Consider the following 11562-nt stretch of genomic DNA (forward strand, 5'->3'; position numbering starts at 1 on the left):
GTACTATCTGTACTGTCTGCGGCTTCGCCGCCTTCTCCTGATTTAAAGTTCATCTACTATATTTTGCATGAGAGGTCGTCTGAAAGCGCAGCTTCAACGCAGTTAAACCTCATTCTGCCTTTTTCAGTATGTTAAGCCTGCCCGCAGGCACGACCTTTTGAAATTTCAGCCCGATTGGTTCGGACACATCAGCGGCGGCAGGAATGCGGGCTGTATTCCCTGACTTCCTGTCCGGTGAAATTGTTGTAAACGCGGACAGTAGCGTGCGGATAGCGTTTGCACAAAACGCTGCGGGCGACGGGGATGCCTGCTTTGTTGCTGTCCATTTCAAAACGCTTGTTCAACATTCTGCCGCGCGCGTCGTAGGCATTGACGGAATATTCCTTGCCTTCGAATGCGGCACACGCGCCAAGCAGGGAAACGACAGCCAAAAGCGGAAACAGGGAAATGGGTTTCATGGATATGCTCCTATGGATTTTCATACCGTTTGCTTCTGCACGGCAAATGGCAGCAACAAACTTTCTCCCTTAGATTTCAAACATCCCGCCGTTTTCAGACGACCTTTTTTCGTTTCAAGGTCGTCTGAAAGCCAGTAAGCAGCCCGATTTCAAACTGCTCTGTTTTTATCCGCTTTATATCCCTTTGACGGCGTTTACAGATCCAACAACAGGCGTGCCGGATCTTCCAACGCGTCTTTGATGGCAACCAAAGTCAGCACGGCTTCGCGGCCGTCGATGATGCGGTGGTCGTAAGAGAGTGCCAGGTACATCATCGGGCGGACGACGACTTGGCCGTTTTCTACGACTGCGCGCTCTTTGGTCGCGTGCATACCCAAAATGGCGGATTGCGGCGGGTTGATAATCGGAGTGGACATCATGGAACCGAATGTACCGCCGTTGGTGATGCTGAACGTACCGCCGGTCAAATCTTCCAGCGCGATTTTGCCGTCTTTGGCTTTTTTGGCGTAATCAACGATGGCTTGTTCGATGTCGGCAATGCTCATTTGGTCGGCATCGCGCAGAATCGGAACGACCAAACCGCGCGGGCTGCCGATGGCGATACCGATGTCGAAGTAACCGTGATAAACGATGTCGCTACCGTCAACGGAGGCATTCACCACCGGATATTTTTTCAGTGCGGCAACGGCTGCTTTGACGAAGAAAGACATGAAGCCGAGTTTGACGCCGTGTTCTTTCTCGAATTTTTCTTTGTATTTCGCACGCAAGTCCATGATGGGTTTCATGTTGACTTCGTTGAACGTGGTCAGAATCGCGTTTTCTTGTTGCGAAGCCAAGAGACGCTCGGCAACGCGGGCGCGCAGGCGGCTCATCGGAACGCGTTGTTCCGGACGTGCACCTGCGGGAACGGGGGCTGGCGCAGCAGCGGGTGCAGCGGCAGGTTTGGCGGCGGCGTTTTGCACATCTTCTTTCAAGACGCGACCGTCGCGGCCGGAACCTTGCAGCGCGTTCACATCCACGCCGGTTTCGGCTGCCAGTTTGGCGGCGGCAGGCATGGCGGCATTGGTTTGCGCTGCGGCGGGAGCGGCTTCAGGTGCAGGAGCGGCGGCTGGTGCTTCAGCAGAAGCGGTAGCGGCAGTGTCAATGCGTGCCAACACTTGCTCGGCGGCAACGGTTTCGCCGTTTTGAGCAATGATTTCAACCAATACGCCGGCTTGTGGGGAAGGTACTTCCAAAACCACTTTGTCGGTTTCGATGTCAATCAGGATTTCGTCGCGCGCTACGGCTTCGCCGACTTTTTTCTTCCATTCCAAGAGCGTGCCTTCGGATACGCTTTCGGACAGCATGGGTACTTTTACGTCAATAATCATTTTGTGTCTCCGGATGGTCGTTGGTTTTCAGACGACCTGTTGTGTGTTATCTCTTTTGTTTGGCGGGCGTTCCGTCTGAAATGTTTCATTCGGAACGCCGCACCGTATTGCGTTACAGCGTCATTGCGTCTTCAACCAGTTGTTTCAGCTGGGCGACGTGTTTGCTCATATAGCCGACGGCTGGCGATGCGCTGCTCGGACGACCGGCATAAGACAGTTTTTGGCTTTCGCCGATAACGTCTTCCAAGCGGTGGCGGATTTGGTAGAACGCGCCTTGGTTTTTCGGCTCTTCTTGCGCCCAAACCACAGATTTCGCGTTCGGATATTTCTCCAACTCTACGCGCACCTCGTCGTATGGGAACGGATAAAGCTGCTCGACGCGGACGATGGCGACATCGTTTTCCAGTTTGCGCTCGGCACGGCCTGCTTCCAAATCGTAGTAAACCTGTCCGGCGCAAAGAATCACGCGTTTCACGCTTTCATTGTTGCCACGCTCGGCGGTATCGCCGATAACGGGACGGAAGCGCGAACCTTCGGTAAAGTTTTCCAACGGACTCATCGCGCCTTTGAAGCGCAACAGGCGTTTGGACATGAAAATCACCAGCGGTTTGCGGTACGAACCCAAGACTTGGCGTTGCAGCAGGTGGAACATTTGCGACGCTTCAGATGGCATGATGATTTGCATATTGTGTTCGGAGCAGAGCTGCAACCAGCGTTCTACGCGGCCGGATGAGTGTTCCGGACCTTGACCGTCGTAACCGTGCGGCAGGATGGTGGTCAGACCGCACAAACGTCCCCATTTGGTTTCGCCGGACGACAGGAATTGGTCGATGGTCACTTGCGCACCGTTGGCAAAGTCGCCGAACTGCGCTTCCCAAATAGTCAGTTTGTCGGGCGCGGAGCAGGCGAAACCGTATTCGAACGCCATGACCGCTTCTTCATTCAAGATAGAGTCAATGACGAGGAATTCGCCTGCACCTTCGCCCATATTGCGCAGCGGTACATAAGTGCCGTCATCCCATTTTTCGCGTTTTTGGTCGTGCAATACGGCATGGCGGTGCGAGAACGTACCGCGTCCGGAGTCTTCGCCGGAAATGCGCACGCCGTGGCCTTTGGTGACCAGGCTGGCGTATGCAAGGGTTTCCGCCATACCCCAGTCAATCGGCTGACTGCCCGCAGCCATGCCTTTGCGCGCTTCGAGCACACGTTTGGCAGTCGGATGCAGTGCAAAGCCTTCGGGGACAGCGGTAAATTTCTCGGCAAGACGCTCGATGTCGGCAGCGGGCAGGCCGGTTTCCACGTCTTCGCGCCAGTCTTTGCCTTGGTATTTGCTCCAGTCGATTTGCGTGCGTTGGAAATTGCTCAACGTTGTTTGCTCGACGTGTTCGCCTTTGTCCAAAGCATCGCGGTAGGCTTGGATATAGCCGTCGGCTTCCGCCTGCGTTACCACGCCTTCTGCAATCAGTTGTTCGGTGTACAAAGCACGCGCACCGGGGTGTTGCGATACTTTTTTGTACATCATCGGCTGGGTCAGGGTCGGATCGTCGCCCTCGTTGTGACCCCATTTGCGGTAGCAGACGACATCGATCACGATATCTTTGTTGAATTTCTTACGGTAGTCCAAAGCGGCTTGGATGGCGAAGCAAACGCGTTCCGGATCGTCGCCGTTGACATGGATGACCGGGGCGGAAACCATTTTCGCCACGTCGGTACAATGCACGGTCGAACGGGTGTCGCGGGTATCGGAGGTGGTGAAGCCGATTTGGTTGTTGATGACGATGTGGACCGTACCGCCGGTGGTATAGCCGCGCGTTTTGGACAGATTGAACGTCGCTTGGTTGACGCCCAAGCCGACAAATGCAGAGTCGCCGTGAATCAATACGGGCAATACTTTGTCGCGGCCGTTTTCGCCCAGACGTTTTTGTTTGGCGCGTGCAGAACCTTCAACGACAGGATTGACGATTTCCAAGTGAGACGGGTTGAACGCCAAAGAAACGTGCATCGGACCGTTCGGCGTAGCGATGTCGGAGCTGAAACCCATGTGGTATTTTACGTCGCCGCTAGGCAGCTTGATTTCGGCACGGCCTTCAAATTCGGCAAACAAATCGCCCGGTTTCTTGCCCAAAATGTTGACCAAGACATTCAGACGACCTCGGTGTGCCATACCGATGATGACTTCTTCGACACCGTCTTTACCTGCGTTTTGAATCAGGTAATTCAGACCGGCAATCACGCTCTCGCCGCCTTCTACGCCGAAGCGTTTCTGACCGACGTATTTGGTATGCAGATAACGCTCCAAAGTCTCGGCAGCGGTCATTTCTTTCAGGATGCGGCGTTTCTGTTCGGCACTGTAACTCGGGGTGGACAGCACATCCTCAAAATAATTGCGCAACCAGCGGCGCTCTTCGGTATTGGGAATGTAGATGTATTCCAATGCGAGGTGGCCACAGTAGGTTTGCTTGAGGTTGCTGATGATTTGGGACAGAGGCAGTTTGCTTTGGCCGGAAAAATCGCCCTCGCCCATATTGAACTGAACCGCCATATCGGCATCATTCAGTCCGTGGAATTTGGGATCGAGGGCTTCAATGTTGCGTGGAGGGATACGTTTGAGCGGGTCAAGCTGTGCGGCGCCCACACCTTGAATACGGTAAGCAGAAATCAACCGCAGTACGCCGACCTGTTTCTTCATCATGGCTTCGTCCATACCGCCGGCAATAGCCGCTGTCGATTTGGTTTTTGCCAAATTGGCGAAGGATTCACGGATCGGCGCATGGGCGATATCAACATCCGCTGCACCGGGCTGCTTGCTTAAGTCGGTGAAATACTGCTTCCATTTTTCATCGACCGAATTGGGGTTTTCCAGGAAATTCTCATACAACTCCTCGATGTAGGGAGCATTTGAACCGAACAGATAAGAAAAATTGAGTTTTTCATCCATCATGACGCGAGCTCTTTTCTTTAAAATATAAACAAAGGGTAGAATTCCATGTGTTTCAACGGAATCCATGCCGTTTGAAATGACACTTCATTCTACCCTATTTCCAGCCAAATTACTTGTATCTGTTTCGTTTGCTGCAGACAAACTTATTTAAAAAAACTATTCGGCTTTCTCAAATGAAGTTCCGACAACATATTAATATACCGATTTTCAGCGTTTATCCGCCGGCACATAATCTCGGCGTTCCGCACCGGTATAAAGTTGGCGTGGACGGCCGATTTTCAGCGAAGGATCGCCGATCATTTCATGCCAGTGCGAAATCCAGCCCACGCTGCGCGACAGGGCGAAGATGACGGTAAACATTTCGGTCGGAATGCCCAGTGCGGACAGAACAATACCAGAGTAGAAGTCTACGTTGGGGTACAGCTTGCGCTCCACGAAGAACGGGTCTTTCAGGGCAATTTGTTCCAATTCCATTGCCAGCTTGAATTTCGGACTGTCTTCCAAGCCCAATTCTTTCAGCACTTCATAACAGGTCTCGCGCATAATGCTGGCACGCGGATCCATATTGCGGTACACGCGGTGTCCGAAGCCCATCAGGCGGTATTTACGCTGTTTCACACCTTCCATATATTCGGCAACACGGGACACATCGCCGATTTCGTCCAACATTTTCAAAACGGCTTCGTTCGCACCGCCGTGGGACGCACCCCACAGACAGGCAATACCGGCAGCGATACAGGCAAACGGGTTCGCGCCTGAAGAACCTGCCAGACGGACGGTCGAAGTCGATGCGTTTTGCTCGTGGTCGGCATGAAGGATAAAGATGCGGTCGAGCGCGCGTGCCAATACAGGATTGGGTTTGTAGTCTTCACATGGTGTGGCAAACATCATGTGCATGAAATTTTCGGAATAAGAGAGGTTATTTCTCGGATAATTGAACGGCAGACCGTTGGAGTAGCGGTAGCACATCGCCGCAATCGTCGGAATTTTGGAAATCAGACGGTAAATTGCGATTTTGCGGTGTTCGGGGTTCGTAATGTCCAGACTGTCTTGATAGAACGCAGACAATGCACCAACCACGCCGACCATCATCGCCATCGGATGCGCATCGCGACGGAAGCCGCGGAAGAACCAAGTCAGCTGTTCATGCACCATCGTATGACGGCGGACGGTATTGTCAAATTCTGCCTTTTGCTCAGGCGTCGGCAGTTCGCCGTAAATCAGCAGGTAGCAGACTTCCAAATAATCGGATTTTTCGGCGAGTTGTTCGATGGGATAACCACGGTAATACAGCAGACCTTTGTCGCCGTCGATATAAGTGATTTTGGATTCGCAGCTTGCTGTTGAAACGAACCCGGGGTCGAATGAGAATAAGCCTGTGTTTTTCGTCAGTGCGCGGATATCGACCACGTCATGACCGATGCTCGCTTCCAATACGGGCAGTTCTAAATCCTCTTGATTGGGTACGTTGAGTTTAATTGATTTGGACATATTTATCGCTCCTTTGTAGGTTGGGGCTTTCGTTGCTGCCTATGCAGCACGGTCTTTATTTTCAGACGACCTCCGTATCCTAGAAATCCGCCGAAAGGCAGGCGGATTTCCAATACGTCAAGCTCGTCTGATTTTTTCAAGCATGGGGATAAGGTGTTCCTTGTCTGTCGCCGAATGTCCGTTGATCAGGGCAAGAAGCTCCTGATCTTGAAACTCAAGGATTTCGGAAAACTCGGACAGCTCTTTATCGCTCAAATGCTCGAATTCTTTTTCCATAAACCTGCCGAAAATCAAATCTAACTCCAATAATCCCCGGCGGGTTTGAAAACGGATTTTCCGTTTGGCAATATCGTCAAAAACCATCATTTCTTAAACGGCTCGTTTCAACATAATTTCTTTAATCTTACCGATGGCACGGGTCGGATTCAAGTGTTTAGGACATACGTCCACGCAGTTCATGATGGTATGGCAGCGGAACAGGCGATACGGGTCGTTCAAATTGTCCAAACGCTCGTTGGTAATGGTATCGCGGCTGTCGGCAATGAAGCGGTAGGCGTTCAGCAAACCGGACGGACCGACGAATTTGTCGGGATTCCACCAGAACGACGGACAGGCAGTCGAGCAGCAGGCACACAAAATACATTCGTACAAACCGTCCAACTCTTTACGTTCTTCCTGAGTTTGCAAGCGCTCTTTGTCGGCATCGATCGGATTGTCGTTAACGACGTAAGGCTTAATGGAATGGTATTGTTTGAAGAACTGGGTCATGTCCACAATCAGGTCGCGGATGACAGGCAAACCGGGCAGCGGGCGGATTTTGACAGGCTGTTTCAGGCTGCGTAAATCGGTCAGACACGCCAAGCCGTTTTTGCCGTTGATGTTCATACCGTCCGAACCGCAAATACCTTCGCGGCAGGAACGGCGGAAAGACAGGGTATCGTCTTGCGCTTTCAGGCGCACCAGCGCGTCCAAAAGTTTGACGTCGGTAGGTTCCAGCTCCAACTCGTAACGTTGCATATAAGGTTTGGCATCAACGTCCGGATTGTAACGGTAAATTTCAAAACTCATTTTTTCCATGAGAAGTGTTCCTTTTCTCATAAACCGCCTGATGGTTTTATGTTATGGGTTCAGGCTGTTCAGTGTGGTGGTGTATTTGATTTTCAGACGGCCTCTTAATGGTACGGAGAGGCCGTCTGAAAACGCATCAGTAAACGCGCTTGGCCGGTTTGATGTATTCCACGCTCAAAGGCTTGGTGTGTACCGGTTTATAGGACAAGGTGTTGGTATCTGAATGATATAGCGTGTGTTTCATCCAGTTTTCGTCGTCGCGCTCAGGATGGTCGTCTGAAGCGTGTGCGCCGCGTGATTCTTTACGTGCTTCGGCAGATACCAAAGTCGCTTTCGCCACTTCAATCAGGTTGTCCAATTCCAAAGCTTCGATACGCGCGGTATTCCACACTTTGCTCTTGTCTTTGATTTCGGTACGTTTCACACGCTCGGCAATCGCCATGACTTCTTGAACGCCTTTGCTCAGAATCTCATCGGTACGGAACACGCCGGCATGCAGTTGGACAGAGCGTTGCAGTTCGCGGCGCAGCGCATCAACGTTTTCGCCGCCGGTTTGGTTATCCAAGCGTTCGATACGTTGGCGGGTCAGCTCGCCGGCATCCGCAGGCAGAGGTTTCCAATCGCTTTGCTCTTTGATGAATTTAATCATGCTGTCGCCGGCAGCTTTACCGAACACCACCAAGTCCAACAGGGAGTTGGTACCCAAACGGTTCGCACCGTGCACGGAAGCACAAGCGCACTCGCCTGCTGCGTACAGACCTTTTACCGGCACTTCGTATTCATCGCCTTGCGGAACAACGACTTCGCCGTGGTAGTTGGTCGGAATACCGCCCATCATATAGTGGGTAGTCGGCACGACGGGAATCGGATCTTTAATCGGGTCGATACCGGCAAACTGAATGGAAATCTCGCGGATGCCCGGCAGTTTTTCCATAATTTTTTCGGCACCGATATGGTCGATTTTCAGCAATACATGGTCTTTGTTCTTGCCACAGCCGCGACCTTGATAGATTTCCATCGCCATCGCGCGGGAAACCACGTCGCGCGAAGCCAAGTCTTTTACGGTCGGCGCATAGCGTTCCATAAAGCGCTCACCGTCGGCATTCAACAGAATACCGCCCTCACCGCGTACACCTTCGGTAATCAACACGCCTGCACCTGCCACGCCGGTCGGGTGGAATTGCCAGAACTCCATATCTTCCAACGGAATGCCTGCACGAGCGCAAATACCCAAACCGTCGCCGGTATTCATATAGGCATTGGTGGAAGACGCATAAATACGGCCGCCGCCGCCAGTAGCAAACATCACAGCTTTAGCGTGGAAAATATAAACTTCGCCGGTTTCCATTTCCATGGCCGTAACACCAACCACATCGCCATTTTCATCACGAATCAAATCTTGCGCCGTCCATTCCACAAAGAATTGCGTATTGGCACGGACGTTTTGTTGGTACAGGGTATGCAGCATCGCATGACCAGTACGGTCGGCAACCGCGCAAGCACGTTCTACCGCGCGTTTACCGTGTTCGGCAGTATGACCGCCGAAAGGACGCTGATAAATTTTGCCGCTTTCGACGCGGTCAAAAGGCATACCCATGTGTTCCAATTCAATTACTGCTTCAGGCGCGGCGCGACACATAAACTCAATCGCATCTTGGTCGCCCAGCCAGTCGGAACCTTTCACGGTATCGTACATATGCCAGTCCCAACGGTCCTCCTGCACATTGCCCAAAGAGGCGGAAATACCGCCCTGCGCCGCTACGGTATGCGAACGGGTCGGGAACACTTTAGATAAAACGGCACAATTCAGACCGGACTTGGATAATTGGAGGGCTGCGCGTAAACCTGCACCACCACCGCCGACAATCACGGCATCAAACTTGCGAACAGGAAAACCCATACTTACCCCCAAATTACTTTAATTGAATACACCAGGCAGCCGACCAGCCAAACGATGGTGGCAACCTGCAAAAACAAACGCACGCCGAAGGGTTTGATATAGTCCATCCACAAATCGCGGATACCCACCCAAGCGTGCAAAAATACGGCGATAAAGCTGACTTGAGTGAACACTTTCACCCAAACTTGATCGAAAAATGCCTGCCATGCCGAATATTCTTTAGGCAGGGTAAACAGAATCACTAAAAGCGCGACGGTATAGATCAACATGATAACCGCAGTCGCACGTTGCATCGCCCAATCGCGCAAACCGTAATGGGCACCGGTCAATTTACGCTCTACCATAACAACGCTCCCAAAACGACGGTCAGCACCAATGCGGCAGCAAACACCAATTTGGCGGTATTGCGCGCAGTATTCAGCTCAAGGCCTTTGTGTGCATCCAAAAATAAAAAACGGATACCGGCGAGAAAATGGTGCAGATAAGCCCATAACACGCCGATTAAAATCAACTTAACCAAAGGATTGGAAACGATGGCACGGTAAGTTTCAAACGCCGACTCGCGGCTCAACGTACCGGACAGGAGATACAGCAAAACGGGAAGCATTATAAATAACCCTACCCCGCTGATGCGGTGCAAGATGGAGACAATTCCCGGTATAGGCAACCGTATATTGGGAATCTCCAAAAAGACAGGACGCGGTTTGACGGACATAGCCAGTTCCTCTGTATTTTTTATCAGATCAAAACCAATAACTCAAATTACATCGAGTTACATAAACTATAATTTACCTGTTTTATCCGATTTTGAACAGTCTAATTTATAAACAATCTAATAAATTTTACCAAAAAACATCATAAACTGTACCAATAACAAAACACTATCCATTAATAATTGAACCAATACCGCTTTAACCGCTGTTCAGTAACCTCCATATGGCTTTCATGCCCTGCAATACCATCTTAATATCTTTGTTTTTATAATATATAAATAGAAATAAATATTATTTTTATAATCTAATAACCACAAAATTCGAATATAAATCGAACTGCAAAAACATTACATTCAACGCCGGCAATCGGTATGTTTCAGACGACCTCTTCAGCACCTATCACAAAACTGCACTATACTGACATTTCTTTGCCTTACTCCGTTTTATACTTTGCCCGCATTACGGCAAACCCTTCCCACTCAATTACTTTGAGGCTTGTTATGAAACATTCCGAAGCAAAACAATACACCCAGTCTTCCGATCCGGAAAACTTTATCCCCAAATTCAGAAGGCGCAATTTGGATAAAACGGGTTTTCTCAATAAACTCGCCCGTTTTGCAGGCCGGTTGGGCGAACCCATCGTACGCCAGTTGTATGCGCTGTATTATCTTTGGGACTCCCCTCACACCCCCAGACGCGCCAAAATGATTATCGTCGGCGCATTGGTTTACTTCCTCAGCCCTATCGACAGCATTCCCGATTTGCTGGGTCCTTTGGGATTCAGCGACGACATTGCCGTCATTACTTTGGTGTACAGCCAGATGAAAACTTACCTGACGGAAGACATTAAAGAGCGGGCAAGACTGGCAACTGAGAAGCTGCTGCGTAAAACATCATAAATATCGGCATCCAAAACAAAAGGTCGTCTGAAAATTTTCAGACGACCTTTTGTTTGAAATGAGAAACTTATTTCAACGGAGTCATATTCATGACTTCCATCAGGAAGTTGGTAAATGCCGGGTTAGAAGGTTTGTTACCCATATTTTTCCAGCGTTGCTGCCATCCGCGCAAGGCGTTTTGGATATACAGCTTGGATTGTTCGGTATTGATTTCGCCTCGTTGGCTGTCAACGGCAGAACGCAAATAAACCTCATATACGCTGTCATCCACAACATTACGGCCGACAAGCTGAATGCGGAACTTGTTCAGATATTGGGCAGCTTGAACCTTGGTCATTTTTCCTTGGCTGACCTGATAGCTCAAACGTGTCGCCTCATCGCGGATTTTTGAAACATCACTCCAATGCGAAGAAGCCAAACTGAACGCCGCAGATTTTTCACCCTTAGTCGTTTTAACATTAGGCTTAACATTAGTCGGACGGACAGGCACTTCTTGCAAGCTTGGGACATAAATGGTCTCACAACCGGCAAGTGCCGCCAACGCAAATAAGATGGGGATATATTTTTTCATGTCTACCATTATAATCAGGATTATCCAGATAACCAAATTCTATATCAATCTGACTTTTTCTGTTGACTGAATTACAACAACTTTCGCCTTACATTCCAATCTTTACACGATATGGTGGTTTATAGTGGATTAACTTTAAACCAGTACGGCG

The 11562-nt window shown here is 50.4% G+C and carries 11 protein-coding genes; 1 reads left to right on the forward strand and 10 read right to left on the reverse strand.

All coding sequences use genetic code 11. The features are described 5' to 3' along the window. Nucleotides 1-188: 188 nt before the first annotated feature. The 9 genes from HMPREF3050_RS01495 to sdhC form a co-directional block, all read right to left on the reverse strand. Nucleotides 189-458, reverse strand: coding sequence for a hypothetical protein (locus HMPREF3050_RS01495; RefSeq protein ID WP_009312043.1), 270 nt, complete (start codon nucleotides 456-458; stop codon nucleotides 189-191). 194 nt (nucleotides 459-652) lie between these two features. Then, nucleotides 653-1828: a 2-oxoglutarate dehydrogenase complex dihydrolipoyllysine-residue succinyltransferase gene (gene odhB, locus HMPREF3050_RS01500; protein WP_070773209.1), complete on the reverse strand. Its 1176-nt coding sequence runs from the start codon at nucleotides 1826-1828 to the stop codon at nucleotides 653-655. Nucleotides 1829-1940: 112 nt separating this feature from the next. After that, nucleotides 1941-4769, reverse strand: coding sequence for a 2-oxoglutarate dehydrogenase E1 component (locus tag HMPREF3050_RS01505; RefSeq protein WP_070773210.1), 2829 nt, complete (start codon nucleotides 4767-4769; stop codon nucleotides 1941-1943). A 207-nt stretch (nucleotides 4770-4976) separates the two neighbouring features. Then, nucleotides 4977-6260, reverse strand: a complete 1284-nt coding sequence (gltA, locus tag HMPREF3050_RS01510; protein ID WP_003779311.1) for a citrate synthase — start codon at nucleotides 6258-6260, stop codon at nucleotides 4977-4979. Between the two features lie 117 nt (nucleotides 6261-6377). Then, the gene (locus HMPREF3050_RS01515) at nucleotides 6378-6626 is read right to left on the reverse strand and encodes an FAD assembly factor SdhE (protein WP_003779310.1); all 249 of its coding nucleotides are present in this window, start codon (nucleotides 6624-6626) and stop codon (nucleotides 6378-6380) included. Nucleotides 6627-6629: 3 nt separating this feature from the next. Further along, the gene (locus HMPREF3050_RS01520) at nucleotides 6630-7337 is read right to left on the reverse strand and encodes a succinate dehydrogenase iron-sulfur subunit (RefSeq protein WP_003678833.1); all 708 of its coding nucleotides are present in this window, start codon (nucleotides 7335-7337) and stop codon (nucleotides 6630-6632) included. 127 nt (nucleotides 7338-7464) lie between these two features. Further along, the gene (gene sdhA / locus HMPREF3050_RS01525) at nucleotides 7465-9228 is read right to left on the reverse strand and encodes a succinate dehydrogenase flavoprotein subunit (RefSeq protein WP_070773211.1); all 1764 of its coding nucleotides are present in this window, start codon (nucleotides 9226-9228) and stop codon (nucleotides 7465-7467) included. Between the two features lie 2 nt (nucleotides 9229-9230). After that, nucleotides 9231-9572, reverse strand: a complete 342-nt coding sequence (gene sdhD / locus HMPREF3050_RS01530) for a succinate dehydrogenase, hydrophobic membrane anchor protein (RefSeq protein WP_003755562.1) — start codon at nucleotides 9570-9572, stop codon at nucleotides 9231-9233. Next, nucleotides 9566-9943: a succinate dehydrogenase, cytochrome b556 subunit gene (gene sdhC / locus HMPREF3050_RS01535; RefSeq protein WP_003779309.1), complete on the reverse strand. Its 378-nt coding sequence runs from the start codon at nucleotides 9941-9943 to the stop codon at nucleotides 9566-9568. Before sdhC ends, sdhD begins: the two co-directional genes overlap by 7 nt. 498 nt (nucleotides 9944-10441) lie before the next feature. Between sdhC and HMPREF3050_RS01540 the strand changes: the two genes are divergently transcribed. Next, entirely contained in the window at nucleotides 10442-10840 is a 399-nt protein-coding gene (locus HMPREF3050_RS01540; protein ID WP_070773212.1) for a YkvA family protein, read from the forward strand. A 67-nt stretch (nucleotides 10841-10907) separates the two neighbouring features. On the opposite strand, the gene HMPREF3050_RS01545 is transcribed toward HMPREF3050_RS01540, so the two are convergent. Next, nucleotides 10908-11420, reverse strand: coding sequence for a lipoprotein (locus HMPREF3050_RS01545; protein WP_003755569.1), 513 nt, complete (start codon nucleotides 11418-11420; stop codon nucleotides 10908-10910). Nucleotides 11421-11562 lie beyond the last annotated feature (142 nt).

This window comes from Neisseria sp. HMSC065D04 (assembly GCF_001815675.1).
GTDB lineage: Bacteria > Pseudomonadota > Gammaproteobacteria > Burkholderiales > Neisseriaceae > Neisseria.

Coding starts and splice junctions, on each gene's coding strand:
- HMPREF3050_RS01495 (WP_009312043.1), bottom strand. CDS start 458: ATGAAACCCATTTCCCTGTTTCCGCTTTTGGCTGTCGTTTCCCTGCTT.
- odhB (WP_070773209.1), bottom strand. CDS start 1,828: ATGATTATTGACGTAAAAGTACCCATGCTGTCCGAAAGCGTATCCGAA.
- HMPREF3050_RS01505 (WP_070773210.1), bottom strand. CDS start 4,769: ATGATGGATGAAAAACTCAATTTTTCTTATCTGTTCGGTTCAAATGCT.
- gltA (WP_003779311.1), bottom strand. CDS start 6,260: ATGTCCAAATCAATTAAACTCAACGTACCCAATCAAGAGGATTTAGAA.
- HMPREF3050_RS01515 (WP_003779310.1), bottom strand. CDS start 6,626: ATGATGGTTTTTGACGATATTGCCAAACGGAAAATCCGTTTTCAAACC.
- HMPREF3050_RS01520 (WP_003678833.1), bottom strand. CDS start 7,337: ATGGAAAAAATGAGTTTTGAAATTTACCGTTACAATCCGGACGTTGAT.
- sdhA (WP_070773211.1), bottom strand. CDS start 9,228: ATGGGTTTTCCTGTTCGCAAGTTTGATGCCGTGATTGTCGGCGGTGGT.
- sdhD (WP_003755562.1), bottom strand. CDS start 9,572: ATGGTAGAGCGTAAATTGACCGGTGCCCATTACGGTTTGCGCGATTGG.
- sdhC (WP_003779309.1), bottom strand. CDS start 9,943: ATGTCCGTCAAACCGCGTCCTGTCTTTTTGGAGATTCCCAATATACGG.
- HMPREF3050_RS01540 (WP_070773212.1), top strand. CDS start 10,442: ATGAAACATTCCGAAGCAAAACAATACACCCAGTCTTCCGATCCGGAA.
- HMPREF3050_RS01545 (WP_003755569.1), bottom strand. CDS start 11,420: ATGGTAGACATGAAAAAATATATCCCCATCTTATTTGCGTTGGCGGCA.